Raw genomic sequence first — 25547 nt, 5'->3', positions numbered from 1 at the left:
TGAGCGCACAATCTACCTCCTCCACGATCCCCATGCCAGGCGGCACCATGACCGATTCCATCAGTCACGCGCAAATGCTTTCCACCATGCGCAAGCAGCGCATCCAGGATTTTTTGTTCCACAAGGTGACGATGCTGTTCGCCCTGTCGGTGCTGATCGTCCTGGTCGGCATCATCATTTCGCTGATCATGGAATCGATACCGGCCTTCCAGACCTTCGGCCTGCATTTCATCGTGTCCGCGGAATGGGATCCCGTCAATGACCAGTACGGCGCCCTGATCCCCATCATCGGCACCCTGGTGACGTCCGTCATCGCCTTGCTGATCGCCTTTCCCGTCAGCTTCGGCATCGCCCTGTTCCTCACGGAAATTTGCCCGGCCTGGCTGCGCCGCCCGCTGGGCACGGCTGTCGAGCTGCTGGCCGGCGTGCCATCGATCATCTACGGCATCTGGGGCCTGTTCGTCTTCGCGCCCCTGTTCGCCGACCACGTCCAGCCTTTGCTGAAAGCCACCCTGGGCAACGTCCCCGTCATCGGCCAGCTGTTCAGCGGCCCCATGATGGGCATCGGCTTGCTGACGGCCGGACTGGTGCTGGCCATCATGATCATCCCCTTCATCGCTTCCGTGATGCGCGACGTGTTCGAGATCGTGCCTGCCGTGCTGAAGGAATCCGCATACGGCCTGGGTTGCACGCGCTGGGAAGTGGTGCGCAAGATTGTCTTGCCTTACACCAAGACCGGCGTCGTCGGCGGCGTCATGCTGGGCCTGGGCCGCGCGCTGGGCGAGACCATGGCCGTGACCTTCGTCATCGGTAACGCGAACAAGCTGTCGTGGTCGCTGTTTGCCGCCGGTAACAGCATCACCTCGCTGCTGGCGAACGAATTCGGCGAAGCGCAATCGGCGCTGCACGTGTCCTCGCTGTTCTCGCTGGCACTGATCCTGTTTGTCATCACCTTTATCGTCTTATCCGCCGCCAAGCTGATGCTGGCTGGCATGTCCCGCAAGGAAGGCACGAAATGAGCCAAGTAAGCACTCTCGACGTTCCGGCCAAGCCGGCCATGAACCCCGTCTACCGCAAGCGCCTGCTGATGCACCGCGTCGGCATCGCCCTGTCGGTGGCCGCCATGGCCCTGGGCCTGGCCGTGCTCGTGTGGATCCTGTTCACCCTGGTGATCAAGGGTTTCGGCGCCTTGTCCGTCGACCTGTTCACGCAAACGACGCCGGCTCCCGGCAGCGAAGGCGGCGGCCTGATCAATGCCATCGTCGGCAGCGCCCTGATGGTGGGCCTGGCAACCGTCGTCAGCACCCCGATCGGCATCCTGGCCGGCATCTACCTGGCCGAATACGGCGAAGAAAACAAGCTGGCGCAAGTGACGCGCTTCGTCACGGACATCATGCTGTCGGCACCATCGATCGTCATCGGCCTGTTCGTGTATGCGCTGTACGTGGCCCACGTGAAACACTTCTCCGGCTACGCGGGCGCTATCGCCCTGTCGCTGATCGCCGTGCCGGTGGTGGTGCGCACGACGGACAATATGCTGCGTCTGGTACCGAACAGCCTGCTGGAAGCCGCGTTTGCCCTGGGCGCGCCGCGCTGGAAGGTCGCCACCCTGGTGCGCTTGCGCGCCGTCAAGGCGGGCGTCATCACCGGCGTACTGCTGGCATTGGCCCGCATCGCCGGCGAAACGGCACCGCTGCTGTTCACGGCCCTGAATAACCAGTTCCAAAGCTTCAACATGAATGCGCCGATGGCCAACTTGCCGTCCGTCATCGCATCGTTTGCGATGAGCCCGTACGACAACTGGCGCTCGCTGGCCTGGGGCGGCGCACTGCTGATCACCTTCAGCGTGCTGGCCCTGAATATCCTGTCGCGCACCGTGTTCAGCCAAAAAGTCCCTAATTAAACAGATACCGAGCGAAGCGAACCCATATGAATACGCAAATGAATCCAGCACAAGACCTGGCACCAAAGAAAAAAACCATCGAAATTTCGGGCCTGAACTTTTTTTACGGCAAAACGCAAAGCTTGCATAACGTCAACCTGGACATCCACGAAAAGAAGGTTACCGCTTTCATCGGCCCGTCCGGTTGCGGTAAATCAACCCTGCTGCGCACCCTGAACCGCATGTACGACCTGTACCCGGGCCAGCGCGCGGAAGGCTCGATCCTGTACCGCGGCCGCAACGTGCTCGACGCCGACCAGGACGTCAACATGCTGCGCGCCAAGGTCGGCATGGTGTTCCAGAAGCCGACGCCGTTCCCCATGTCCGTGTACGACAATATCGCTTTCGGCGTGCGTCTGTATGAAGATCTGTCGAAGGGCGAGATGGACGAGCGCGTCGAGTGGGCCCTGAAAAAGGCCGCGCTGTGGGGCGAAGTCAAGGATAAGCTGAGCAAGAGCGGCCTGTCGCTGTCGGGCGGCCAGCAGCAGCGTTTGTGCATCGCGCGCGGTGTGGCCGTGAAGCCGGACGTCTTGCTGCTCGACGAGCCGACCTCGGCGCTGGACCCGATCTCGACCTCGAAAGTGGAAGAGCTGATCAGCGAATTGAAACAGGATTACACGATCGCCATCGTGACGCACAATATGCAGCAGGCGGCGCGCTGCTCCGACTACACGGCCTATATGTACCTGGGCGAGCTGGTGGAATTCGGCGAAACGGACCAGATCTTCATGAATCCGGCCCGCAAGGAAACGCAGGATTACATCACGGGCCGCTTCGGCTGATCCGCCCCGCGCATACACAACAACTGAATACGGAGAGACGGCATGATAGGCGAACATTCATCCAAGCAATACGACAACGAACTCGAAGCGATCCGCTCGAAAGTGCTCCTGATGGGCGGCATCGTTGAAACCCAGTTCCTCGACGCGATGACGTGCTTCCGCATCGGCAATCCGGAACGCGCCGACCGCGTGATGCGCGAAGACGACGTCGTCAACCAGCTGGAAGTGTCGCTGGACGACGCCTGCAGCCATCTGATCGTGCGCCGCCAGCCGGCCGCCAACGACTTGCGCACCATCATGGCCACCATCAAGGTGATTACCGACCTCGAACGCGTAGGCGACGAGGCGACGAAAATCGCCCGCGTGGCGAAGAATCTGCACAAGCGCGGCAACGGCGTCGTCAACCACTACGAGATGGTGCGCGGCATTGCCAACACGGCCACCGACATGCTGCACGATGCGCTGGACGCATTCGCGCGCAACGATGGCAAGCAGGCCTTACAATTAATTGCACAAGATGCCATCATCGACCACGAGTTTCGGTCTATCATGCGCAACTTGATAACCTTTATGATGGAAGACCCGCGCACGATTTCGGCGGCGCTCGATACCCTGTGGGTGGCCAAGGCCATCGAACGGATCGGCGACCATGCGAAAAACATCGCCGAATACGTGATTTACGTGGTTGAAGGCAAGGACATCCGCCACACCAAGGTGGCTGCTCCCGCCATTTCCGAGGAGCTCCCTGAGTAAGCTTTATGGCATCTGATAAAACCACGGTATTGATTGTTGAAGATGAGCCGGCCATCGTTGAACTGGTGACCTATTCGCTGCGCGAATCCGGCTGGAATTGCTGTTCCGTACAAAACGTCGCCGATGCCTGGGAATTCATCCAGCACCGCACGCCGCACCTGATCCTGCTGGACTGGATGCTGCCGGACCAGACGGGTTTGCGCCTGCTGTCGCGCATCCGCGCCGACCGCAATTTCGCCGCCATCCCCGTCATCATGCTCACCGCCAAGAGCATGGAAGAAGACAAGCTGGCCGGCTTGAACAGCGGGGCCGACGATTACGTCACCAAGCCGTTCTCGCCGCGCGAGCTGCTGGCCCGCGCCAAGGCCTTGCTGCGACGCAAGAGTCCGGAACACGCGCAGGCGCCCATGCGCGCCGGCAACGTGGCCCTGGACCCCGTCAGCTGCACGGTGATGATGGATGAACAGAAGATCGATATCGGCCACGCCGAATACAAGCTGCTGAAATTCCTGCTGGCCCATCCGGAACGCGTGTTTTCGCGCAGCCAGCTGCTCGACAAGGTGTGGGGCGACCATGTGGTGATCGAGGAACGCACGGTCGATGTCCACGTATTGCGCTTGCGCAAAGCCTTGAAAGAGGCGGAAAGCCTGATCAAGACGGTGCGCAGCGTCGGCTACATGTTGTCTGAAAAGTAAAGTTTGACTCTATGAATCCGAAATTGCTGTTCTGGGTACCGGCCGCCCTGCGCATGGTGCTGGCGCTGCTGGGCGTGGCCGTCGTCTGGTATCTGTTTGGCGCCACGTATGCGCTGGGCATCGCCTTCGTGCTGATGGCCATGATGGTGTTCGTGCAGCTGTCGTATCTGTTCCAGCTGAGTAACTGGCTGGACAATCCGCAAAGCGCCAAGCTGCCCGACGGCTGGGGCGCCTGGACCAGCATTTTCGCGCGCCTGTACCGCATGCGCCGCGACGACGAGAAAAACCAGGCCGAGCTGACGGAATGGCTGGCGCGTTTCCGCCAGGCCATGCACCTGCTGCCCGACGGCGTCGTCATCATGGATGACGTGCTGTTCCTCGAATGGTGCAATCCTGCCGCCGAGAAACATCTGGGTCTCACGCACGAGCGCGACAAGGGCATGCGCGTGACGAACCTGATCCGCAGCCCCGAGTTCATGGATTACATCATCCTGGGCCGCTACGACCAGCCGCTGACGATCACCTTCCGCAACCGCAAGCTGATCGTGCAGATCATTCCATTTGAAAACCGCCGCCAGATTCTCGTCACGCACGATGTGACGGAGACGGAACGCATCGAAATGATGCGCCGCGACTTCATCGCCAACGCCTCGCACGAGCTGCGCACGCCGCTGACGGTCATCGTGGGCTTCCTGGAAATCGCTTCCGCCGAGCTGGACCTGGACGCCGCCACGCGCGCCGCCCACCTCAAGCTGATGACGGAGCAGGGCCACCGCATGCAGCATCTGATCGAGGACATGCTGACCCTGTCGCGCCTGGAATCGGTCGACTATCCGCTGCGTCCCGAACCGGTGGATATCAAGAAACTCATGCAGCAAGTCTTGCGCGACGCCAAAGGTTTGTCGGCCGGCAAGCATGAAGTGACCATGGAATGCAACGGTCCCGACGTGCTGGGCAGCTACGACGAGCTGTATAGCGCGTTCGGCAACCTGGCGTCGAACGCCGTGCGCTACACGCCGGCCGGCGGCACCATCACCTTGCGCTGGCAGGATGGCCCGGCCGGTCCGCAATTCATCGCGCAAGATACGGGCATCGGCATCAGCCAGGAACATATTTCGCGCCTGACGGAACGTTTCTACCGCGTCGACAAGAGCCGTTCGCGCGAAACCCAGGGCACGGGCCTGGGCCTGGCCATCGTCAAGCACGTGTTGCTGCGCCATGGCGGGACCTTGGCCATCCAGTCCGTGGCCGACAAGGGCAGCAGTTTTATTGTCAGCATGCCAAAATCGGTCGTCACGCCGCTGCAGGGCGAGCTGCTGGTCAAGTAGGGCCGGGGGCATGGCCCCCCATGTTTCCTGCGCGACTAGTGCAAGGTTGGCATAAGTCGTTACAATCAGGCCATGACTTTAATCAACGCCTCTTTTCGCCACGCCGGCGCGCAGCAACTGGCCCAGTCGCTGCAGGCCGCGCGCCAGGATACGCTTTCCCTGTTCGACTGTTATGTTACTGCCGGCCTGGACGTGGTGGCCGGCATGCCGCGCCATTCGCGGCTCACGCCGCCCCTCTGGCAACTTGCGCAGATCGCCTGGTTTGCCGAGTGGTTCATCCTGCGCGAAGCCGCTACCAGCCATCCGGCCGACGCCATTTATAACTCCCTGCTGACGCGCGGCGACGACTTGTTCGACGCCAACATGGTGGAGCACCGCGCGCGCTGGAAGCTGGAACTGCCCAGTCCGGGCGCCGTGAAGACGTATTGCCGCGAAGTACTCGACCGGGTGCTGGACAAACTCTCGCGCGAAGCCAATGTCGACAGCGCCCTGGCGCCGTACCGGCTGGCTCTGGCGCATGAAGACTTGTGCGGCGAAGAAATGCTGGCAGGTTTGCAATGGCTGGGCCTGGAAGCACCGGAGTCCCTGTCGGCCAGCCCGGCCTTGCCGCCGGGCGCGGGCGAGATCGCGTTTCCTGGGGGCACCATCGAACTGGGCTCGCCGCGCGGGACCGGTTTTGCCTTCGACAATGAATCGCCGCCCTACAGTTGCTACGTGGCGCCGTTTTCCATCGATGCCTGCGCCGTATCCAATGCCCAGTATGCCGATTTTGTCGCGGACGGCGGCTACCAGAACCGCCAGTTCTGGAGCGCTGCCGGCAGCGCCTGGCTGATGCAGCAGGAGCGCTCGTCGCCCCTGTACTGGCTGCGCGAAGCGACACAGTGGCGCACCATGCGTTTCGGCCAGCGCACGACCTTGCCGCCGAACGAAGCCGTGCGCCACATCAACCTGTTTGAAGCGCAGGCGTACTGCGCCTGGGCGGGGCGCCGCCTGGCGACCGAGGCGGAATGGGAGTATGCTGCACTGTCCGGCCATCCGCGCTTTCACTGGGGCCAGGTGTGGGAGTGGACGGCGACGCCGTTCGAACCGTATCCGGGCTTTGCGGTGGATGCCTGGCGCGAATATTCCGCGCCGTATTTCATGCAGTACCAGGTGCTGCGCGGCGCCGCCTTCGCCACGCCGCCGCGCCTGCATTCGGCCCGCATGCGCGCCTTCCACGCGCCCGAGCGGGGCGACGTCTTTGCCGGCCTGCGCACCTGCGCCTGGTAAGCACGCAAAGAGTAGTAACCATTTCAGGAATTCTTTTGAGTACAGATAACGCCCCGCAGTTCATTCCCAAACGCATCACGCCCACGCCGGAACAGGTCGCCATCCAGACGGCGCAAAAGAAAGTGGTGCTGATCGACGCCAATGCCGGCGCGGCCAAGACGACGACCCTGGCCCTGCGCCTGGCCGAGGCGCTGCACCGGGGCCGCGCGCCCGAACGCATGCTGGCCCTCGTATTCACCGAGGCGGCACGCGTGGCCCTGCGCCAGCGCCTGCTGGAAGTGGGCGTGCCGCTGGGCGTCGTCAAGCGCCTGACCATCGACACTTTCGACGCCTTTGCCGCCAAGGTGCTGTTGCAGCTGGAAAACATGCAGGTGGCAGCCATGCGCAGCGATGAAGAGTTGCGCCCGGTTGCCTGGGAAGCACTGGAAGTCGTGTCGGAAAAGTATGCTCACCGTTATCCGCTGGAAATCAATACGACCAACGGGGCGATCGCCGAGTTTTTGAAACTGCAATTGCGCACCAAGGCGCGCCTGGATTTCCAGAATCCCGACTTCGAGAGCAATTCCCTGGATGACAACCTGGAGCTGCTGGGCATGTCGCGCACGCATTATCTGTGGCTGCGCGAATACGAAGGCTTGCGCGGCGCCGACACGGGCGATATCCAGTTCCGCGCGCCATTTGACGCCACCTACGACCTGGTGCGCATGCTCGACGGCGACGAGCCGCTGCGCCAGCAATTGCCCGCCTTCCAGATCATCGTCGCCGATGAATTGCACGATTTGAACGAAGCGTCGTTCCGGCTGCTGACCATGCTGATACGCCGCGGCAACGCGTTTTTCTGCGGCGCGGGCGACAAGGACCAGGTCATCTACACGTGGTCGGGCGCCGACCACCGCTTCCTGCGCCAGCGCTTCGAACAGGAGTTCCCGGCCTTGCAGCGCCTGCCGCTGACGGCCTCCTACCGCTACGGCCCGCAGCTGGCGCACGCCGTGGGTGTGCTGAAAAACAAGGCCAGCGTCTCGGCCCTGTCGCGCGCCACCCACATCGAGCTGCTCGAGTACGACCATGCGCAGCCGCAAGCGTGCAGCGCCCAGCTGATCGCCGCGCTCGAGCACGCGCATGCGGGCACGACGGCCATCTTGCTGCGCGACCGCGACCAGGCGATCCGCGTGGAAACGGCGCTGTTCCAGAGCGGCATCGCATATGGCCTGGTGGACATGAACAGCTATCTGCTGAGCCTGGAAGTGCTGATGCTGCGCGGCATGGTCGCCATCGCCCGCAAGGATTTGCACGCGATCAAGAGCGGCCCGCGCCGCGGCGAAATCCTCGAAGCCCTCGTGGCCTTCGCGGAAATCCCGTTTACGCGCACGGAATTGCAGCAAGCCAAGGCCGACGTGGCCAACTATCCCGACTTGCTGGAAGGTTTCTTGACGAACCAGTTGGCCAAGTCGCAGAACCAGGACAAGGCGGCGCTGACCCTGGCCGCCGTCGATTACCTGCGCGCGCTGCCTCCCGACGCCCTGGCGGGCGACGCCCTGCAGCACATCTTTGACTTGATGCAGTTGGAACAGACGGCGCGCCGCATCTATGTCGACCCGGCGCAGGCCAGAGTGGTGGCCCGTTCCCTGCACGGCTTCATTGCCGTGTGCCGCGAAGCGGGCGTGGCGCTGGGCGGCTTTGCCGGCTGGCTGGGCGAGATGGAAGACGCCGTGACGGTCTCGACCGGCAAGGCCAAACTGGTCATCGCCTGCATCGACCAGATCAAGGGTCTCGAATACCACCACGTGATTCTGCCTTACCTGGCCGTCGACGAGTTCCCGCGCAGCAAGACCGACCCGCTGGAAGAGGAAAACCGTTTCTATGTGGCCGCCACCCGCGCGCGCGACAGGCTCACCTTGCTGACGCCGCAAGACCCTGCTTACCAGAGCCGCTACATCGCCGCCCTGCAGCTTAAACAAAAGATTGTTGCGCCCAAGTCATAGATCTTTTGCTGAATGCCTGCTTTTTGCGAAAGACGAAAGCGGGCATACTGTACTGGTGTGATTGACAGCAATCTAACCAGACAGGGAGCAAGATATGAAAGTGTTTTTGACAGGCGCAGCGGGTTTTATCGGTAGTTCCATCGCGGCGGGCCTCGTGCGCGCCGGCCATCAGGTCACGGGCCTCGTGCGCAAACCGGAACAGGTGGCCGAACTGGCCAAGATCGGCGTGTTGGGCGTGCAGGGCGAGTTGAACGACCGCGAGCTGCTCATCGAGCAGGCGAGGGCGGCGGACGCCGTCATCAACGCGGCCAGCAGCGACCACCGGGGCGCCGTCGAGGCGATTCTCGACGCGCTGGCTGGCACGAACAAAGTGTTCCTGCATACGAGCGGCTCGTCCATCGTGGGCGACGCCTCGGGCGGCGAGGGCACCGAGCAGATCTATTATGAAGACAAGTTGCCGGCGCCCACGGCCGACAAGGCGGCCCGCGTCGCCATCGACGACCTGGTGCTGGCCAGCGCAGGCAAGGGCGTGCGCGCGAGCGTGCTGTGCAACACCCTGATCTACGGCCATGGCGCCTTGCCGCGCGACAGCGTGCAACTGCCCCGTCTGCTCAAGCAGGCACGCAAGAGCGGCATCGTGCGCCACGTGGGACCGGGCCGCAACATCTGGTCGAACGTGCATATCGACGACGTCGTCAGCCTGTATTTGCTGGCCCTGGAAAAGTCGCCTGCCGGCACGTTTTACTTTGTCGAATCGGGCGAAGCGGCTTTCCGCGACATGACGGCCGCCATCGCCACGGCACTGGACTTCGGTCCTGCGCAGGATTGGCCGCTGCCCGAGGCGATAGCCGAATGGGGCTACGAGATGGCTTCCTACGGCCTCGGCTCCAACAGCCGCGTGCGCGGCGAGCGGGCGCGCAAGCTGCTGGGCTGGCAGCCGCAGGGACCGTCCGTGCTGGCATGGATCAAGAACGACATGCTGCACCCGCCGCATGCCATCGGCGTTTGATGCAGCTCAGCAAAACCTCATCAGTGTGCGCTAGCGAACGGTGCTTTGTGGCGATCGGGAGTATGATGGCTCTGCTTGGTTGAGACGCACTGCCGTGAAGTTGGCGGCATGTTCGATCTTCCAGCAGGTCAGCCGGTCGCCTCAAGGATCGGCACCAGATTTCCGTCGCCGGCGCGCGTGCGCCATGCGGCTGTGCACTGCAACTCCAGGTCGCGGTGTGGACTGCGAACCCCTTCAAGGCCGGCTCTAGCCGGTCTTTTTTTTGCCCGTTGTTTCCATCGCTGCGCCATTCACCGCTGTCTTTCCGCCATTCGCCTAAGCGCTGTTTTCCCATCCCTGAATTGCGCGTATCTTTACGATCAACCAACTTCAAGGGGTGACCGTGAAACCTGAACCAGCTTATTGCCGCCGTACCCAGCTGCTGTGGGGCGTGCTGCTGATCGCCACCGGCGCCATCATCCTGCTGGACCGGCTCGATATGATCTATCTCCACGATTACTATTCACTATGGCATTATTGGCCGGTGATACTGGTCGTTTTCGGCTTGAACAAGCTGCTCACGCCAGTGTCCGCCAAGCAGGTATTGAGCGGTCTGTGGCTGATCTTTTTCGCCGCCTGGTGGTATGTATCGTATGAAGAACTGTGGAACTTGAGTTTTTATAACAGCTGGCCCGCCTTGCTGATCGCCTGGGGCGTGGGCCTTGTGCTGGAGCCGCTGTTGAACAAACATTTTATTGCCTACCGGGAGTCCGAGCATGAAAAATAAACCGCCGCTGCACTCGCCATCGCAGATCGTGCTGGGCGTCATCGTCATCGGCCTGGGACTGTTGTTCCTGCTCGATAACCTCGGTTTCATCGATGTGCGCTACACCTTCCGTTTCTGGCCCACGGCGCTGATCGTGTTTGGCCTGCTGAAACTGTCGCAAAGCCGCAGCGCGAACGGTTATTTATTGGGTGGCATGCTGGTGCTGCTGGGCGTGGCCTGGACCCTCAAGCACATGGGCATCTTCTACATGAACTGGGACTTGCTGTGGCCCCTGCTGATCATCGGCCTGGGCGTGGCCGTGGTGTCGAAGTCCCTGCCCGGCGCGCAGCAGCGCCAGCGCCGCCGGCGCTTTGCCGCACAACAAGATGGAAGCGCTGCGCCCGACTCGTTTGGCCAGGCCAGGAATGGCGCCGTGTCGCTGGACAAGGATGCCGCCGATGCCACTGCGGCGCCCGGCGCCGGCGGCCAGGCGGACGATGACAGCATCATCGAGGTGACGGCCATCCTCGGCGGCTATGTGCGGCGCGTGTCGTCGCAGCGCTTCAAGGGCGGCGATATCAATGTCATCATGGCCGGCTGCGAAATCGACTTGCGCCAGGCGTCGATCGAAGGCGAAGCCGTGCTCAACGTATTTGCCCTGTGCGGCGGCGTCACCATCAAGATTCCGCCCGACTGGAGCGTCGTGCTGCAGGGCACGCCCATCCTCGGCGGCTTTGAAGAAAAGACCATCGTGCCGCCGAACCAGAACAAGCGTCTGTATGTGACGGGCTACGCCATCATGGGCGGCCTGGAAATCCGCAACTAGGCGCGCATGTCGGGGCCCTTGTCGAAGCGGCGCAGCGCCGTGGTGGTGTTCCTGGTCTGCATCGCGCTGGGTCTGGCCCTGGCCTTTATTCTGGCCAAGGTGGCGCACGCGCCCTGGCTCAATGCCGTCGTGCTGGTGGTGCCCGCCACGCTCGTATATGCGATCGGTTCGGGGTTTTCCGCGTTTTACCTGTGCCGCGCCTACCCCTTGCATGCCCGCCATCCGCTCGCCATTGCCGGCGTGGTGGGCGTGGCGGCCCTGTTCGCGGGCTTGCTGTGGGCCACCCTGTTGCAATTTCTGAATAGCGTCAGCCTGTTGCTGGAGCTGCGCTGGCTGGGCGTGAACCTGACGCAATCGCTGCTGGCCCTGTTCTTCGGCCTGGGCGTGCTGCTGTATTGTCTTGCTGCTGCAGTGCATTATCTGTTGCTGGAATTCGTGCGCGCCAGGATGGCCGAGCAGCGGGGGCTGGAAGCGCAGCTGACGGCGCAGGAAGCGCAATTGCGCATGCTGCGCACGCAAATCGATCCGCATTTCCTGTTCAACAGCTTGAACTCCATCAGCGCCTTGACGTCTATCGATGTGGCGGGCGCGCGCCAGATGACGGTGCAGCTGGCCAGTTTCTTTCGCCAGAGCCTGAGCCTGGAAGCGCACAAGCACATCACCGTGGAGCAGGAACTGGTGCTGATCCGCCATTTTCTTGCCATTGAGCACGTACGTTTTGGCGAACGCCTGCAAGTGGCGGAAAGCATCGACACTGCCGCGCTGGCGTGTCTGCTGCCGCCTATGCTGATACAGCCGCTGGTGGAAAATGCCGTCAAGCATGGTATCTGCGGCTTGACGGAGGGCGGCCTGATCGCCATCGAGGCCCGGCGCGCAGGCAGCCTGCTGCAGATCGCCGTGCGCAATCCGGTTGATGCAGATCAAGGGCCTGCCCGCGGCAATGGCGTGGGCCTGGAAAATGTGCGCCAGCGCCTGGCCGGTGCGTATGGCCACGAAGCCAGCGTGCACTGGGGTCGGCGCGACGGCCAGTTCGAAGTGATGATTTCCATGCCGGCGCAGACCGGCGACACGGAGGAAGCATGATGCAGGCAAGAATGCGGGTCGCCATCGTTGACGATGAGCTGCTGGCGCGCAGCGTGTTGCGCGAATACCTGGCGCGCCACGACGATATCGACATCGTGGCCGAGTGCGCCAACGGCTTCGAGGCCGTCAAGGCCATCGCGGAGCTGGAACCGGAACTGGTGTTTCTCGACATCCAGATGCCGCGCCTGGACGGTTTTGAAGTGGCGGAACTGATCGGCGCAAAGACGCGCTTGATCTTTGTCACGGCCTATGACCAGTACGCCTTGAAGGCCTTCGAATGCCATGCGCTGGACTACCTGCTGAAACCGTTCAGCGAACAGCGCTTCGACCAGGCGCTGGCCCATGCGCGCGCCAGCCGCAGCACGCCCGAGACGGTGCTGACGGTGGCGCGCGAAGCGGCCACGCGCGCAGCGCCACTGGACCGCGTGCTGATACGCGACGGCGCCAAGGTCCACGTCATCGCCAGCGCGCGCATCGATTACATCGAGGCGCAGGATGACTACATCAGCATCCGTTCCGAGGGCAAGTCCTACCTGAAAAGCCAGCGCCTGAGCGAGCTGGAAACCCAGCTCGACCCCGCCAAATTCCTGCGCGTGCACCGGTCATACCTGCTCAATATCGACGGCATCCGCCGCATCGAGGCAGCAACGAAAGACAGCCACGTGGCCATCCTGCGCGATGACACGAGGATACCCGTGAGCAAGGCGGGGTATCAGAAGTTGAGGTTACTGGTGGGCTAGCATGTTCTGTGGCGGAGATACTTAATCATTTAAGCATGATATCATCTGGAGGTGATTGTGAATGCGCCGAGGACATGGCCTGTCTCGTTTCACGATGATTTCGACGCGGAATTCGATGCTTTGCCGATAGATGTTCAGGATGAATTGCTGGCGAGTGCCGATGCGCTGTCGAAGCTGGGTCCGGCTGCCGGACGGCCTCATGTCGGGACGTTGAAGAATCCTGAACACCCGAACATGAAAGAGCTGCGGTTCAAGGCCAACAACGGGGCAGAGGTGTGGCGCGCGGTCTTTGCTTTCGATACAAGGCGAGAGGCGGTCATTCTGGTTGCGGCAGCCAAGCAGGGTGTCGATGAGGCCAGGTTTTACAGGGATTTGTTATCCAAGGCCAATGCACGCTACGAGCAACACCTCAAGAAACTGGATGCGGCGAAAGCAAGGCAGGACAAAGGCAGCAGGTGATTTTAGGTACAGGAGTTTGCCATGGGAAGAAATCTGAACGACGTCATCCACAGTTTGCCGGCCGAGCGGCAGGCAAAAATTGCGGCTTTGTCCCAGGAAAAGATGCAAGAAATGATAGCGCACGCCGCCACGCTGACGGATTTCCGCAAGGCCGTGGGCAAGACCCAGGCGGAGGTTGCCAGGGAACTCGGGATTCAACAGCATGCCGTTTCGCAACTAGAAAAGCGTAGCGATACCTATGTATCGACCTTGCGCCGGTTTCTGCAATCGCTGGGCATGACATTGGAACTGTCGGTCGTTGCGCAAAACGGCGTTCGTATCGAACTGCAGAATTTTCTGCGCAGCCAGGAAGTTGATGCCGATGTCGATGACAGCGGACTTCCTGCGTCTGCGATCCCTCCAGGAAAACGGAAAGCCGGCGTGTCGCGCAAGCGGGCTGGCAATACCTGAAGAGATTATTCACCGGCCAGTTGCACATCCCACCACGTGGGCAGCAGCTGGCGGATTTCCGGGCGGGAAAAACGGTCGTCGATCAGGTAGACGACGCCCTTGTCCGATTGCGTGCGGATGACCCTGCCTGCCGCCTGCACCACCTTTTGCATGCCCGGATACAAGTACGTGTAGTCGTAGCCGGCGCCGAAGATGTCGCCCATGCGCTGGCGGATCTGTTCGTTGACGGGGTTGATCTGCGGCAAACCCAGGGTGGCGATGAAGGCGCCGATCAGGCGCGCGCCGGGCAAATCGATGCCTTCGCCGAACGCGCCGCCGAGCACGGCAAAGCCGATGCCGCGCGTGTCCAGGCCGAAACGGCCCAGGAATTGTGCGCGGGCAGCGTCGTCCATGCGGCGCGGCTGTTGCCAGAGTGGCACGTCCGGGTAATGCTGGGCGAACAAGTGGGCCGTCTTTTCCATGTAGTCGAAGCTGCTGAAGAAGGCCAGGTAGTTGCCCGGCGTTTCTGCGTATTGCTTCGCCATCAGCTGGGCGATGGGCAGCAGCGAGGCGGCGCGGTGCTGGTAGCGCGTGGAAATGCTGTCGGCCACGCGCACGGACAATTGCTCCGCCTGGAACGGCGATTCCACGTCGACCCAGGCCGTGTTTTCCGGCATGCCCAAAGTGTCGCTGTAGTAATTCCACGGACTCAGGGTGGCGGAAAACAGGGCCGTGCTGTGGCTGGCCGCGAAGCGTTCCTTGAGAAACGGTGCCGGGACGATGTTGCGGAGGCAGACGGTGGAACCGGTATCCGTCTTGCTGACGTCGAACAGCGAATGCTCGCCAAAGCTTTCCGCCAGGCGGTTGATCAGCAGCACGTCAAAGTAAAAGCGCTGCAAGTCCTCGTCCAGCGCGGCGGCATGCTCGGCCAGGTAGTCGCCGATGGCCGTCGCCACGCCTTGCAGGGCGCCAAAGAATTTGTCCGGCAACGCCGCATGCACGTGGTAATCGCCATCCTGTTCTTTCAACAAGGCCGTCCACTGGCGCGAGAGGCGGTCCAGCGGCTTTTTCAAGCCCTCCGGCGCGAACTTGCGCAGCATTTTCAGGTCGATCTGCGCCAGCTCGGCCGAATACATACTGCGCGCGCGCGACACCATATTGTGCGCTTCGTCGACCAGCACATTGACTTTCCAGTCGTGGGCCAGGGTCATGCTGTACAGCATCGCGCTGAGGTCGAAGTAATAATTGTAGTCGCCGATGACGACGTCGCTCCAGCGGGCCAGCTCCATGCCCAGGTAATACGGGCAAATACCTTGCTGCAAGGCGATGGCGCGCACGGCTTCCTTGTCCAGGATCAAACCGCTGGCGAGCGCCACCTCGCGCGCCAGCGGCAAGCGGTCGTAAAAACCCTTGGCCAGCGGACACGATTGGCCATGACAGGCTTTGTCAGGATGTTCGCAGGCGCTGCTCTTGGCGCTCAGTTCCAGCACGCGCAGCGGCAGCAGGGGCGCGCTATCCTTGAGGATGGCGCAGGCATCGAGCGCCATCTGGCGTCCCGGCACCTTGGCGGCGAGGAAAAACAGTTTATCCAGGCTATGCGCAGCCGTCGCCTTCAACATGGGAAACAGGCTGCCCACCGTCTTGCCGATGCCGGTCGGCGCCTGCGCCAGCAAGCCGCAGCCACGGCTGCTGGCCTTGTACATGGCTTCGGCCAGCTGGCGCTGCCCCGGGCGGAAGTTGGCATGGGGAAACGCCATGCTGGTCAGCTGTGCATCGCGGCTGGCGCGGTGCGCCAGTTCCTGCTCGGCCCAGTCGAGGAAGAGGGCGCAATGCTGTTCGAAGAAAAGGCGCAACGCCTCGGCCGTGCACTCCTCGTGCATGACCGTTTCCTTCTGGCTCGCGATATCGAAATACACGAGCGCCACGCGCAGCATGGGCAGGTTCAGCTGCTGGCACAGCAAATGGCCGTAGATGCGTGCCTGCGCCCAGTGCAACTGGCGGTGGTTGGCGGGCATCGTGTCCAGCTCGCCCCGGTAAGTCTTGATTTCTTCCAGCTGGCGCCGCGCCGGATCGTAGCCGTCGGCGCGGCCCCGCACGTGCAGGGGGCCGAAGTCGCCGGACAGGCTGATTTCGCACTGGTAATCGTCGTCGCGCCGGGAAGTGACGGTGGCGTGCCCGGCCATGCCTTCCTGCGCCGTGGGGGACGGGGTGAAGCGCAAGTCCAGGTCGCCTGCCTTGGCCGTGAATTCGCACATGGCCCGCACGGCGATCGTGTACTTCCTGACGCTCATGCGGCCGCCTCCCACTGCAGGTAGCACACGCTGACGGGCATGGCGTGTTCGGCGCAATACGCGATCCAGCGCAGCTGGTTGTCTTGCAGGCGGTCGCCCGGACCCTTGACTTCGATCATGCGGTAGCGCCGTTCGGCCGGCCAGAACTGGATTAAATCGGGAAAGCCGCTGCGGTTGCTTTTGATGTCGAGCAAGATGCGCTCGAACGCCTTTTTCAGGTGGATGGCCGGGATGCAGGCCAGCGCCAGGTCCAGCAAGCCGTCGTCCAGCACGTCCCAGCTGACGAAGGGCGAGACGATGCCGTGCTTGGCGGCAAGCGTGGCGCGGATGGCGGCGTGGTAGCTGCCGTCGTCCAGTTGCGCCAGGCAAGCGGCGAAGTCCAGGCTGCGGCGCTGGTAAAAGTCGGCGCTGTGCAAGTCGGCCGGACCACGGTGGAACGGGTGGAAGAAGGCGCCCGGCATGGCCTTGAAGATGGCGGGCCAGCACAGCAGGCCGAACAGCGAGTTGATCAGGGTGTTTTCCACGTAATACACGGGCGCGTCATCCCGCATCAGGTGTTGCTGCACCACCCCTTCCACGTAGCACGCCTGTTCAGGGCAGGGCAGCAGCAGGTCGATGCGTTCCACGCTTGCCGCCGCGCTGGCCGCCTGCTTCGCGTGGCCCAGCTTGCGCCGCAAACGGGGGGCCATGCGCAGCAGCAATTGCTGTTCCGCTTCGCTTTCCGGCGCGGCCAGGGCGATCGTCAGGCGCTCGTAGGCTGCTTGCGGCTGCTCATCTTTTTCCAGCACGCGGATGGCGCGGCCACGCGCGCCCGGATAGCGGCAATCGGCGTAGGCGCGGTAGGCGGCCGGCCAGTCCTGGCATTTTTCCAGGTGCTGGGCGATCTGGAAGCGCAGCTTGTCGCGCCGGCTGGCCAGCCAGGTATTGTCCTGCGACAAGGGCAGCGCCGCCAGTTCCTGCAGCACTTCGTCCGCGGGCGCGCTGTCGTTGTAGCGTTCGCGGCACTGGTGCAGCACTTCATAGTGCTCGATATCCTGGCGCGTGCGAAAACCGCGCGAAGCGGGCGAGAATTCCACTTTTTCATACTGGTACACGCCCAGGTCGGACAGCACGAATTCCGACCAGTCCTGGTGATAGTTGCCAAAGTAAATCAGGCGCAAACGGTCGCACAGGGCTTGCAGGCCGAGGCGGTACAGCACGTCGCCGGAAGCGGGGTGCCACGCGGAGAACGGCTTCTCATTCACATGCTGTTCGCGCAAGGCGTCCAATTGTTCCGCCTTGCGCGCCGCCTTCAGGGGCGCGGCGAGGTCGAAGGCCTGGGCGATTTCCGCTTTCAGCAGCAGGTCGAACAGCTCGTCTAGAGAAATGACCGGATCGGCTGCCACCCAGCCGGTGGCCAGCAGGGGCAGGGCGGCCGCGCGCGTGTCGCCGATTTCCGGGTAATTGAGCTTGCTTGCGCGAAACAAGCAACCCTTGCGCATGACGAGGCGCACGAACAGGGCGCGCGACGGCTGCGGCAGTGCGCCGAATGCGGCGATGAACTGCGTTTCCTCAACACTCAGCAGATCGGCGTAACGCGCGCTGATCCAGCTCAGCACGTCCTGGAAATTATCCAGATAGTACAGGGGATTTTCCAGGACTCTCAACATGGGTGCAATAGGGCAAGGTGATCGGTTTTACTGTGTTTATATACAGTTTAAACCTTCAGCCGCCGCTTGCCCAGCGATTTTATGTTCAGCCAGCCGTGCTGTAGGCAAAACAGCTGTCGAACTTTTCGTAGGGAATCAGCTCCACGCGCAGGCCGGCCAGTTCGATATCGCTCAGCAAGCCCCGGTGCGCTTCCTTGCGTCCCTTCGGCAACAGCACGTCGTAATCGATGATGTCCCTGGCCAGCAAGGCTTGCAGCACTTCGGCCTGGCGCGCCGTCAGGTAGCGCGCATGCGTGCCCAGGGTGTTGGCCAGTTGTTCCTTGAATTCATCATCGCTGACGTCGTTGTACGTATCCTGATCGGCCATGCTGTTCAACAACATGTGAAACAGGAAATCCTGCAGGTTCTTTGCCAGGTATTGGGCTTCATCCTGGTCATGCCACAGCAGCACGACGGGCATGTCGCCGTCTTGCTGGCCAGACGCGAAAAAGCAGTAGTGGTCGCCCGCGCCCGTTTGCGCGAACGGGATGAAGCGGAAGGCGGGATCGATCTGCCGGTAATCGTCGGGATCGGCCAGTTCTTCCATGGCTGCCGCTGCGGCTTTGACGCTCAGCAACTCGAAATCGTCCGCATGCAGCAGCAGGGTGGGCCGCTCGGTCAAGGTGGGATAGACCAGCTTGTACCAGTCGGGGCCGTATTCGCCCACGGCCAGCATGCCGTCGCGGTCCAGCTGCCGGTACAGCGCAGGATAAGTGAAGCTGTACTGCTGTTCAATTTCTGCCAGTGTCATGTTTGCCCTGTTCAACGTGAGTCATGCGGCAATGATAGCCGAGGCGATGGCGCGCACGGCTGGCCCCATGGCGACAATGATGCGCATAATTAATAAACATTTTAGTTTACTTATATGGCGTGCTCACGTAGTCTGGCCAGACCATTTCCATCGAGCCCGCATGAAAAACATCATCCTGATTTCCGCCGCCTGTTTGCTGGCGCTGCTGTCGACCATCGGCGCCTCCCTGCCGTACCCGATCCTGCCGCCCCTGTTCGCGGCCGAGGCGCCGAATGCCTTCAACAATTTCCTCGGCTTGCCATCGAAACTGCTGTTCGGTCTGGCACTGACCATCAACCCGCTGGGCTTGCTGATCGGCTCGGCCTTGCTGGGGCCGCTGTCGGATCGCTATGGCCGCCGCCCCTTGCTGATGCGCACGGCCGTGGGCGCCGCCATCGGCCATGCGATTACGGCCTGGGCGCTGGTGATCCAGTCCTACCCCCTGTTCATCGTCGCCCGTTTCATCACCGGTTTGCTGGAGGGAAACGGCGCCGTGGCGCGCGCCATGCTGGCCGACCAGCTGACGGGGCCGCTGCGCCTGCGCGCCATGTCCTGGCTGAATGGCGCGTTTTACCTGGGCTGGCTGGTGGGGCCGATCCTGGCGGGCGCCACCCTGCATTGGGGCGTGACGGTGCCGTTCTGGATCGCCGCCGCCGCCCTGATGCTCGTCGCCGTGCTGGTGGCCGCGGGCTTGCCGCGCGAAACGCCGTCCCTGCTGACGACGTCGTGGTGGCAAGTGGCGCGCGACCGCCATTCGCTCAATTTGCTGCGCCATGACGAGCTGCGCACCCTGTTCATCGTGCAGCTGGCGCTGACCTGCGGCGTGGCCAGCTTTTACGAGTTCTATCCGCTGTGGCTGGTCGAGACGGCCAATTACCATGCGCAAGAGATTGCCTGGGTGAATGTGGGCCTGTGCGGCACGATGACCATCACCTCGCTGCTGGCGGGCGGTCCCAGCCGCCATGCGCCGTTGCTGCGCGCCAGCTGGTATGCGTGCGGCGTGGCGCTGGCCGTGGGGATCTTGGCGCTGGGCAATATCTGGGTGGGCATCGCCGCCATCGTGCTGTTCGGCATTCCGAATGCGCTGTACAACACGGTGATCCAGGGCTGGTGCGCCGAGAGCTTCAGCGCGCACGGCCAGGGCGCCGTGATGGGCTTGCTGGCCACCACCTTTTGCGTCGCCAACATCGTCGTCGCCCTCAGCGGCTCCGTGCTGACCCTGATCGACACGCGGCTGATTCTCGTCGCGGGCGCCTTGTCCGCCGCCTGGGCCGCGTGGCGCATGGCCGCCTGGCGCCGCCAGCTGGCCGGCGCCGTCGATGCCGAGGTGGTGGCATGAATACGTCCGAGCAGACGCTGTTCTTGCTGAAGATGCGCGGGCCGCAGACGGCGCAGCAGCTGGCGGCCTTGCTCGATATCACCTCCATGGGCGCGCGGCGCCAGCTGGAAGCGGCGCAGGACAAGGGCCTGGTGGCTTGCGGGGACGTGGCCGACAAGGTGGGGCGCCCGTCGCGGCGCTGGCAGTTGACGCCAGCGGGCCACGCGCGCTTTCCCGACCGCCATGCCGACCTGACCCTGGAATTGATCGCGCAAGTAAAAACCCTGTTCGGCGACGAGGGGCTGGATAGACTGATCGGCGCGCGCGAGCGCAGCAGCGAAGCCGCCTACGGCAAGCTGGTCGACCCGGGGCTTGATCTGGCGCAACGGGTGGACAGCCTGGCGCGGGCGCGCGATGGCGAAGGTTACATGGCCCATGCGGAACCGCAGGACAATGGCAGTGTCTTGCTGGTGGAAAACCATTGCCCGATCTGTGCGGCCGCCAAGGCGTGCCAGAATTTCTGCCGCGCCGAACTGGCCATCTTTCAGCGGGTATTGGGGGACGATTGCACGGTGGAACGCAGCGAATATCTGCTGGAGGGGGGGCGGCGCTGCGTGTACAGGATCATACCTATCGGGACCTGAAGAATCAGGCCCCGATAGCTGCGAACGGACTTCTTGTCAAATTACTTCTTGGCAGCCTTCGGCTTGGCGGCAGGCGCCGCCTTTTCAGCCGCGGCGGTGGCGCCGCCCGTCGCCTTTTCCGTGGCTTGCGCCACTTGCGCGCTGGCCTTGGCGATCTGCTCTTCCACCGTTTTCACGGCCTGTTTCGTGGCCTTGGTCACTTGTTCGTAGCCGAGGAAGGCGTTGTCGATGGCGGCCTTGACGATGGCGACGGCGTTTTCCGAGCCTGGCGGCACGTTTTTCGTCACGTCGTAGATCAGGGCGCTCAAATTGCTTTTCGCTTCGGCCACATGGGCTTCGGCGGCCGTGGTGAATTCCGTGTGGATTTCCTTGATGATGTCGTCGAGTTGCTGTTTATACGCTTTCGCGCCGGCCACGCCCGGTTGCAGCTGGGCGGCGGCGGCGGCCATGGCGGCCTTCGGATCCTTGGCCTGGCTGATTTCCTTGCTGGCGGCAAGGCCATCCTCGATGCCGGACTTGGCGGTGGCCATGTTCAGCGCCAAGACCTGTTCCACGCCTTGCACGGCCTTGGAGGTGAGGGTGTTGAAGGTCATCAGCTGGAATTCAAACAGGGCCTTGGTGGCCGTTGCGAATTGTTCGGGATTCGTAAACATGTGGTCTCCTCGGTTTGAATAGATACGTTCTTATCGTTCCATACTCTTTCGACGCCGCATTGCCATCGCTTGCTCTCAAGCCGGTGCCCCGTGTGGTCATGGCCCCATTATTTAACAAGCGCCGGTTTTTCGCAACGGCTATCTTTGTAGGGGCCCGAGGCCAGTTCCCAGCCGAATCCCAGGGTCGATTGGGCGCACGACAGGGTGCCGTCGATCTTGCTGCGCCATTTGTACCAGGGGGCAGGTCCGGCCATTGCGCCAGCGCAAACTGCCAGCAGGGCAGTGGCGATAAGGTATTTCATGGGTGCTCCGAAAGAAATGCTTGCGGGCATTGTAGCGCGCTTGCCCGTCAGGGGGCGGGCGCTTGCGGCGCGGCGGCGGGCAGCTGCAGGGTGAAGGTGGTACCGCTGCCGTCGCCGGTGCTGCTGGCAACATGGATATGGCCGCCCAGCACGCCCGTGACGATGTTGTGCGCCACATGCAGGCCCAGGCCCGAACCGCCGGAACCGAGCTTGGTCGTGAAGAAGGGGTCGTAGACATGCACGAGGTCATCGGCGGCGATGCCCACGCCCGTGTCGGCGATGGACAGGGTGATCGTCTGCCCGTCGTCGCTGCCGCGCGCGGCGATGGCGATGGTGCCGCCGCTGCGGCCCTCGAAGGCATGGCGCAGGCAGTTTTCCAGCAGGTTGCTCAGAACCTGGCCCAGCGGACCCGGATAGCTGTCCATGGCCAGGCCCTCGGGCACGTCTTGCGTCAGGCTCAGGCCGGCGGCCTTGAGCGGCGTCGACATGGGCAGCATCAGTTCGGCGATGAACTGGCGCAGCAGGAAGTGGCGGCGCTGCGAGCTGGCGCGGTCGACGGCGATCTGCTTGAAGCTCGACACCAGGTCGGCGGCGCGCTGCAGGTTGCGCAGCATGATGGCGTCCGCCTCGCTGGCCTGGGTCAGATAGGCGCCCAGTTCGGAGCGGCGCAAGCCGTCGAGGAAGCTGGCCTGGATTTCGCGCGTGCGCTCGGCCATCGTGGTGGCCACCACCAGGCCGTTGCCGATCGGCGTATTGAGTTCGTGCGCGATGCCGGCCACCAGCGCGCCCAGCGCGGCCAGCTTGTCGCGGCGCACCAGTTCTTCTTGCGTGATGGACAGATTTTCCAGCGCGGCGGCCAATTCGAGGTTCATCTGCTCCGAGTGTTCCTTGGCCTGCGTCAAGGCGGCCGTGCGTTCGGCCACCAGCTCTTCCAGGTGGGCGCGGTGGCGCTGCAGCTCGCGTTCGTGGCGCATGCGGCCAATCGCGATGCCGGCCAGGTCGGTGGCCGTGTCGATCAGTTCCAGGTCGCGCGCGTCGGGCTGGCGCACTTCGCGGTAGTACATGGCGAAGGAGCCGAGCACGGTGCCATCCTGGCCGAAGATGGGGCGCGACCAGCAGGCGCGCAAGCCGAATGGCGCCGCCAGCTCGCGGTAGGGCGCCCACAGCGGATCGCGCATGATGTCGGTGACGACCACCGGTTCGCGCAGGAACATGGCCGTGCCGCAGGAGCCCACGCCGGGGCCGATGGCCACGCCTTCGAGCAGGGCCATGTATTCGGCCGGAAGGCTGGGGCCGGCCGCGCTATGCATGTGGATGCCGTCGTCGTCGAGCAGCATGATGGAGCAGAGTACGCCGCGCGACTGGCCCTCGATCAGCAGCAGCAAGTGGTTCAGCGTGGGGATCAGCGGCGCGCCCTTGGCGACCATTTCCAGCAGGGCGCTCTGGCCCGAGCGCATCGCTTCGGCGAGGTTGCGTTCGGTCAAGTCGATGATGCGCGCATGCACCAGCTGGCGGCCGGGCACGGACAGGCGCATCAGCCGGATTTCGCAGGCGATCGGGTGGCTGTCGCGGTGGCAGCAGCTGGCGCGGAAGACGACGATCTTGCCTTGCAAGGTATCGCGGATCTTTTCTTCCAGCAGTTGCGGCGAGGCGCGGCCATCGCCCTGGTGCCTGGGGAACAGCGGCTCCATGCCGCCTTGCAGCAGTTCGGCCAGCGGCATGCCGAACAATTCCTCGGCCAGGTGGTTGGCATCGATCAGCAGGCGGTTGTCGATATCGAACAGCAGCACGGCGTCGGGCGAACCGGCCAGGATGGAGTGGTAATTGACTTCCAGCGTTTGCGGATGCAGGGGGCGCGGCGGCGTGGCGGCGCGCGGCGCGGGCGCCTCGGCCTTGTGCAGCGCCAGTTCCATGAGGATTTTTTCCGCCACGTCGCGCGCATTGAAGGGCATCTTGATGTAGTCGGAAGCGCCGGCGCCCACGCTGCGGCCTTGCTCTTCGGCGCTGGGGGTGGCCGACATCAGCAGCAGGGGCACGCCGTGGCGTCCGCCCGCATTGCGCAGACGCATGCAAGTGGCGCCGATATTCGTGCCCGCCAGGGCCGCGTCGAGCAGGATCAGGTCCGTGCCGCCGGCCGCCAGTTCCACGCCTTCGTCGATATCGCCCGCCAGCCCCGTACCCAGGTTATGCCGGTCCAGCACATACAGCAGTTCGCGCACATCGTTCGGCGAATTGCTGACCAGCAGCACATTGGCCCGGTCAGTGATGGAAGAAATCAACTGGTTCATGGTGTCGCGCCCTTACGCGTTTCATGGGCCTAGTATTACATCAAGGCAAGTAGGAGTAAACGATAATTCTTGATGACCAAAAGCAACCTGTTCAAGCCGCATTTAGCGCTGCTGGTGCCGCTTCCAGGTCGGCGCGCGCCTGTTCGATGCGCGGGTAATTATCCTCGATCCAGTCGACCAGCACGGCCAGGCGTTCGGCCGCCTCGCGTCCCAGCGGCGTGAGGCTGTACTCCACCTTGGGCGGGATCACCAGGTAGGCCTGGCGCAGCACGAAGCCGTCGCCCGCCAGCGCTTCCAGGGTTTGCGCCAGCATTTTTTCGCTGACGCCGCCCACTTCGCGGCGCAGTTCGCTGAAGCGCCGCGTGCCGCTCAGCAGCAGTACCAGCACCAGCACGGCCCAGCGGCTGGTCAGGTGGCTGAGCACGGCGCGCGACGGGCAGGCGGCCGCCAGCAGGTGCGCGCCCTGGTTTTGGCGGGCGAGGGCGGCGCGCAGGCTGGCGCCGGGAGTGTCTGTGGACATGATAGTTGGCCTTCGAAGTTTGGTATCCAAGAGTACTTACCAAAAGGTACGTACTTACAATTGGTAAGTAATAGTCCTATTATAGGGTTTTACCACCCACGTACCAAGGAGAAATCATGATCGTCATCACCGGCGCCACAGGCAACCTGGGCCAGCACGTCATTGCCAGCCTGCTCAAATCCGTCCCTGCAGCCAACATCATCGCCGCCGTGCGCAACCCGGCCAAGGCCGCCAGCCTGGCCGCACTGGGCGTGCAAGTGCGCCAGGCCGATTACAACGATGGCGCCAGCCTCGATGCGGCGTTCAAGGGTGCAACGAAAATCCTGCTGATCTCGTCGAGCGAAGTGGGCCAGCGCGCGCAGCAGCACCAGAACGTCATCGATGCGGCCAGGCGCGCCGGCGTAGCCTTGCTGGCCTATACCAGCGTCTTGCGCGCCGACACGTCGCCGCTGGGCCTGGCCGCCGAGCACGTCGTCACGGAAGCGGCCATCCGCGCATCCGGCTTGCCATACACTTTCCTGCGCAACGGCTGGTACCTGGAAAACCATACGGAACACCTGGCGCCCGTGCTCGAGCATGGCGTCGTGCTGGGCGCGGCGCAAAACGGGCGCTTCTCGTCGGCCGCGCGCGCCGACTACGCGGCGGCCGCCGCTGCCGTGCTGACGGCGGCCCAGCCGCAAGCCATCTATGAACTGGCGGGCGACCAGGGCTTTACCCTGGCGGAATATGCGGCCGAAGTGGCGCGCCAGTCGGGCAAGGCGATCGCGTACAAGGATATGCCGCAGGCGGACTTCAAGGCGGCGCTGGTGGGCGTGGGCGTGCCGGAAGGCTTTGCCGACTTGCTGGCCGATTCCGATGCGGGCGCGGCCAAGGGCGGCCTGGAAGACCATGGCAAGCAATTGAGCGCGCTGATTGGCCGTCCGACGACGAGCCTGCATGACGCCGTGAAGGCGGCGCTGGCCAAATAAGGGGAGGGTGCCGCAGGGATGCGGCATTCTGGAATCATTCTGG

The 25547-nt window shown here is 63.1% G+C and carries 25 protein-coding genes; 18 read left to right on the top strand and 7 right to left on the bottom strand.

The genetic code is table 11. The features are described from left to right. Positions 1–47: 47 nt before the first annotated feature. The 15 genes from pstC (at position 48) to NCG91_RS25980 (ending at position 14063) form a co-directional block, all read left to right on the top strand. Positions 48–1019: a phosphate ABC transporter permease subunit PstC gene (gene pstC, locus NCG91_RS26050; RefSeq protein ID WP_099664709.1), complete on the top strand. Its 972-nt coding sequence runs from the start codon at positions 48–50 to the stop codon at positions 1017–1019. Beyond that, a complete protein-coding gene (gene pstA, locus NCG91_RS26045) occupies positions 1016–1903 on the top strand; it encodes a phosphate ABC transporter permease PstA (RefSeq protein WP_077402151.1) in 888 nt (295 codons plus the stop codon). The genes pstC and pstA overlap by 4 nt, the downstream gene beginning before the upstream one ends. Before the next feature lie 38 nt (positions 1904–1941). Continuing rightward, positions 1942–2724 (top strand): phosphate ABC transporter ATP-binding protein PstB, encoded by a 783-nt coding sequence (pstB, locus tag NCG91_RS26040; RefSeq protein ID WP_010396817.1) that lies wholly within the window; start codon positions 1942–1944, stop codon positions 2722–2724. A 42-nt stretch (positions 2725–2766) separates the two neighbouring features. Then, positions 2767–3477: a phosphate signaling complex protein PhoU gene (phoU, locus tag NCG91_RS26035; protein ID WP_034778131.1), complete on the top strand. Its 711-nt coding sequence runs from the start codon at positions 2767–2769 to the stop codon at positions 3475–3477. Between the two features lie 5 nt (positions 3478–3482). Next, positions 3483–4172 (top strand): response regulator, encoded by a 690-nt coding sequence (locus NCG91_RS26030; protein WP_034755074.1) that lies wholly within the window; start codon positions 3483–3485, stop codon positions 4170–4172. A gap of 11 nt (positions 4173–4183) precedes the next feature. Then, entirely contained in the window at positions 4184–5500 is a 1317-nt protein-coding gene (gene phoR / locus NCG91_RS26025; protein WP_034778134.1) for a phosphate regulon sensor histidine kinase PhoR, read from the top strand. Between the two features lie 72 nt (positions 5501–5572). Then, positions 5573–6769 (top strand): selenoneine synthase SenA, encoded by a 1197-nt coding sequence (gene senA, locus NCG91_RS26020; protein ID WP_251351800.1) that lies wholly within the window; start codon positions 5573–5575, stop codon positions 6767–6769. 35 nt (positions 6770–6804) lie between these two features. Continuing rightward, the gene (locus NCG91_RS26015; RefSeq protein ID WP_251351799.1) at positions 6805–8751 is read left to right on the top strand and encodes a UvrD-helicase domain-containing protein; all 1947 of its coding nucleotides are present in this window, start codon (positions 6805–6807) and stop codon (positions 8749–8751) included. Between the two features lie 94 nt (positions 8752–8845). Then, positions 8846–9760, top strand: coding sequence for an NAD-dependent epimerase/dehydratase family protein (locus NCG91_RS26010; protein ID WP_251351798.1), 915 nt, complete (start codon positions 8846–8848; stop codon positions 9758–9760). A gap of 382 nt (positions 9761–10142) precedes the next feature. After that, positions 10143–10526 carry a LiaF transmembrane domain-containing protein gene (locus tag NCG91_RS26005; protein ID WP_099668154.1) on the top strand — a complete coding sequence of 128 codons (384 nt, stop codon included), beginning with the start codon at positions 10143–10145 and terminating at the stop codon, positions 10524–10526. Beyond that, positions 10516–11331 carry a LiaI-LiaF-like domain-containing protein gene (locus tag NCG91_RS26000; RefSeq protein ID WP_251351797.1) on the top strand — a complete coding sequence of 272 codons (816 nt, stop codon included), beginning with the start codon at positions 10516–10518 and terminating at the stop codon, positions 11329–11331. The genes NCG91_RS26005 and NCG91_RS26000 overlap by 11 nt, the downstream gene beginning before the upstream one ends. A 6-nt stretch (positions 11332–11337) precedes the next feature. Beyond that, positions 11338–12414 carry a sensor histidine kinase gene (locus tag NCG91_RS25995; protein WP_251351796.1) on the top strand — a complete coding sequence of 359 codons (1077 nt, stop codon included), beginning with the start codon at positions 11338–11340 and terminating at the stop codon, positions 12412–12414. Positions 12415–12425: 11 nt separating this feature from the next. Next, on the top strand, positions 12426–13154 hold the full coding sequence (locus NCG91_RS25990) for a LytR/AlgR family response regulator transcription factor (RefSeq protein ID WP_251351831.1): 729 nt from the start codon (positions 12426–12428) through the stop codon (positions 13152–13154). Positions 13155–13211: 57 nt separating this feature from the next. Beyond that, positions 13212–13613, top strand: a complete 402-nt coding sequence (locus tag NCG91_RS25985) for a type II toxin-antitoxin system RelE/ParE family toxin (protein ID WP_251351795.1) — start codon at positions 13212–13214, stop codon at positions 13611–13613. A 21-nt stretch (positions 13614–13634) separates the two neighbouring features. Beyond that, positions 13635–14063, top strand: a complete 429-nt coding sequence (locus NCG91_RS25980) for an XRE family transcriptional regulator (RefSeq protein WP_251351794.1) — start codon at positions 13635–13637, stop codon at positions 14061–14063. A gap of 5 nt (positions 14064–14068) precedes the next feature. On the opposite strand, the gene NCG91_RS25975 is transcribed toward NCG91_RS25980, so the two are convergent. The 3 genes from NCG91_RS25975 to NCG91_RS25965 all read right to left on the bottom strand — a co-directional run bounded on the left by NCG91_RS25975 (position 14069) and on the right by NCG91_RS25965 (position 18772). Then, entirely contained in the window at positions 14069–16333 is a 2265-nt protein-coding gene (locus tag NCG91_RS25975; RefSeq protein WP_251351793.1) for an ATP-dependent DNA helicase, read from the bottom strand. After that, the gene (locus tag NCG91_RS25970) at positions 16330–17982 is read right to left on the bottom strand and encodes a VRR-NUC domain-containing protein (protein ID WP_251351792.1); all 1653 of its coding nucleotides are present in this window, start codon (positions 17980–17982) and stop codon (positions 16330–16332) included. Before NCG91_RS25970 ends, NCG91_RS25975 begins: the two co-directional genes overlap by 4 nt. An 85-nt stretch (positions 17983–18067) precedes the next feature. Then, positions 18068–18772: an SMI1/KNR4 family protein gene (locus NCG91_RS25965; RefSeq protein WP_251351791.1), complete on the bottom strand. Its 705-nt coding sequence runs from the start codon at positions 18770–18772 to the stop codon at positions 18068–18070. A 160-nt stretch (positions 18773–18932) separates the two neighbouring features. Between NCG91_RS25965 and NCG91_RS25960 the strand changes: the two genes are divergently transcribed. Together NCG91_RS25960 and NCG91_RS25955 are read left to right on the top strand one after the other, a co-directional pair. After that, complete coding sequence (locus NCG91_RS25960) at positions 18933–20150, top strand: MFS transporter (RefSeq protein ID WP_251351790.1); 1218 nt, start codon at positions 18933–18935, stop codon at positions 20148–20150. Beyond that, positions 20147–20773 carry a helix-turn-helix transcriptional regulator gene (locus tag NCG91_RS25955; protein WP_251351789.1) on the top strand — a complete coding sequence of 209 codons (627 nt, stop codon included), beginning with the start codon at positions 20147–20149 and terminating at the stop codon, positions 20771–20773. The genes NCG91_RS25960 and NCG91_RS25955 overlap by 4 nt, the downstream gene beginning before the upstream one ends. 41 nt (positions 20774–20814) lie before the next feature. On the opposite strand, the gene phaP is transcribed toward NCG91_RS25955, so the two are convergent. The 4 genes from phaP to NCG91_RS25935 all read right to left on the bottom strand — a co-directional run bounded on the left by phaP (position 20815) and on the right by NCG91_RS25935 (position 24536). Further along, complete coding sequence (phaP, locus tag NCG91_RS25950) at positions 20815–21426, bottom strand: TIGR01841 family phasin (protein WP_077402186.1); 612 nt, start codon at positions 21424–21426, stop codon at positions 20815–20817. Between the two features lie 107 nt (positions 21427–21533). After that, complete coding sequence (locus NCG91_RS25945; RefSeq protein ID WP_099664698.1) at positions 21534–21728, bottom strand: hypothetical protein; 195 nt, start codon at positions 21726–21728, stop codon at positions 21534–21536. Between the two features lie 47 nt (positions 21729–21775). Beyond that, a complete protein-coding gene (locus tag NCG91_RS25940; protein ID WP_251351788.1) occupies positions 21776–24016 on the bottom strand; it encodes an ATP-binding protein in 2241 nt (746 codons plus the stop codon). A gap of 91 nt (positions 24017–24107) precedes the next feature. Further along, complete coding sequence (locus tag NCG91_RS25935; RefSeq protein ID WP_099664696.1) at positions 24108–24536, bottom strand: winged helix-turn-helix transcriptional regulator; 429 nt, start codon at positions 24534–24536, stop codon at positions 24108–24110. A 116-nt stretch (positions 24537–24652) separates the two neighbouring features. On the opposite strand from NCG91_RS25935, the gene NCG91_RS25930 reads away from it, so the two are divergent. Continuing rightward, on the top strand, positions 24653–25504 hold the full coding sequence (locus NCG91_RS25930; protein WP_251351787.1) for an SDR family oxidoreductase: 852 nt from the start codon (positions 24653–24655) through the stop codon (positions 25502–25504). The last annotated feature ends 43 nt before the right edge of the window (positions 25505–25547 follow it).

Source organism: Janthinobacterium kumbetense (assembly GCF_023703445.1).
Taxonomy (GTDB): Bacteria; Pseudomonadota; Gammaproteobacteria; order Burkholderiales; family Burkholderiaceae_D; genus Janthinobacterium; species Janthinobacterium kumbetense.
The sequence above is the reverse complement of the archived record's forward strand: the minus strand, read 5'-3'. Positions and strand labels throughout refer to the sequence as shown.

Bases quoted from the DNA above. Each gene is read 5' to 3' on its own strand.
- NCG91_RS25960 (WP_251351790.1), top strand. From the start codon at position 18,933: ATGAAAAACATCATCCTGATTTCCGCCGCCTGTTTGCTGGCGCTGCTG.
- NCG91_RS25930 (WP_251351787.1), top strand. From the start codon at position 24,653: ATGATCGTCATCACCGGCGCCACAGGCAACCTGGGCCAGCACGTCATT.
- NCG91_RS25970 (WP_251351792.1), bottom strand. From the start codon at position 17,982: ATGTTGAGAGTCCTGGAAAATCCCCTGTACTATCTGGATAATTTCCAG.
- pstC (WP_099664709.1), top strand. From the start codon at position 48: ATGACCGATTCCATCAGTCACGCGCAAATGCTTTCCACCATGCGCAAG.
- pstB (WP_010396817.1), top strand. From the start codon at position 1,942: ATGAATCCAGCACAAGACCTGGCACCAAAGAAAAAAACCATCGAAATT.
- NCG91_RS25990 (WP_251351831.1), top strand. From the start codon at position 12,426: ATGCGGGTCGCCATCGTTGACGATGAGCTGCTGGCGCGCAGCGTGTTG.
- phoR (WP_034778134.1), top strand. From the start codon at position 4,184: ATGAATCCGAAATTGCTGTTCTGGGTACCGGCCGCCCTGCGCATGGTG.
- phaP (WP_077402186.1), bottom strand. From the start codon at position 21,426: ATGTTTACGAATCCCGAACAATTCGCAACGGCCACCAAGGCCCTGTTT.
- NCG91_RS26010 (WP_251351798.1), top strand. From the start codon at position 8,846: ATGAAAGTGTTTTTGACAGGCGCAGCGGGTTTTATCGGTAGTTCCATC.
- NCG91_RS25975 (WP_251351793.1), bottom strand. From the start codon at position 16,333: ATGAGCGTCAGGAAGTACACGATCGCCGTGCGGGCCATGTGCGAATTC.
- NCG91_RS25955 (WP_251351789.1), top strand. From the start codon at position 20,147: ATGAATACGTCCGAGCAGACGCTGTTCTTGCTGAAGATGCGCGGGCCG.
- NCG91_RS25995 (WP_251351796.1), top strand. From the start codon at position 11,338: ATGTCGGGGCCCTTGTCGAAGCGGCGCAGCGCCGTGGTGGTGTTCCTG.
- NCG91_RS26000 (WP_251351797.1), top strand. From the start codon at position 10,516: ATGAAAAATAAACCGCCGCTGCACTCGCCATCGCAGATCGTGCTGGGC.
- NCG91_RS25980 (WP_251351794.1), top strand. From the start codon at position 13,635: ATGGGAAGAAATCTGAACGACGTCATCCACAGTTTGCCGGCCGAGCGG.
- NCG91_RS26030 (WP_034755074.1), top strand. From the start codon at position 3,483: ATGGCATCTGATAAAACCACGGTATTGATTGTTGAAGATGAGCCGGCC.
- NCG91_RS25935 (WP_099664696.1), bottom strand. From the start codon at position 24,536: ATGTCCACAGACACTCCCGGCGCCAGCCTGCGCGCCGCCCTCGCCCGC.
- phoU (WP_034778131.1), top strand. From the start codon at position 2,767: ATGATAGGCGAACATTCATCCAAGCAATACGACAACGAACTCGAAGCG.
- NCG91_RS25940 (WP_251351788.1), bottom strand. From the start codon at position 24,016: ATGAACCAGTTGATTTCTTCCATCACTGACCGGGCCAATGTGCTGCTG.
- senA (WP_251351800.1), top strand. From the start codon at position 5,573: ATGACTTTAATCAACGCCTCTTTTCGCCACGCCGGCGCGCAGCAACTG.
- NCG91_RS25945 (WP_099664698.1), bottom strand. From the start codon at position 21,728: ATGAAATACCTTATCGCCACTGCCCTGCTGGCAGTTTGCGCTGGCGCA.
- pstA (WP_077402151.1), top strand. From the start codon at position 1,016: ATGAGCCAAGTAAGCACTCTCGACGTTCCGGCCAAGCCGGCCATGAAC.
- NCG91_RS25965 (WP_251351791.1), bottom strand. From the start codon at position 18,772: ATGACACTGGCAGAAATTGAACAGCAGTACAGCTTCACTTATCCTGCG.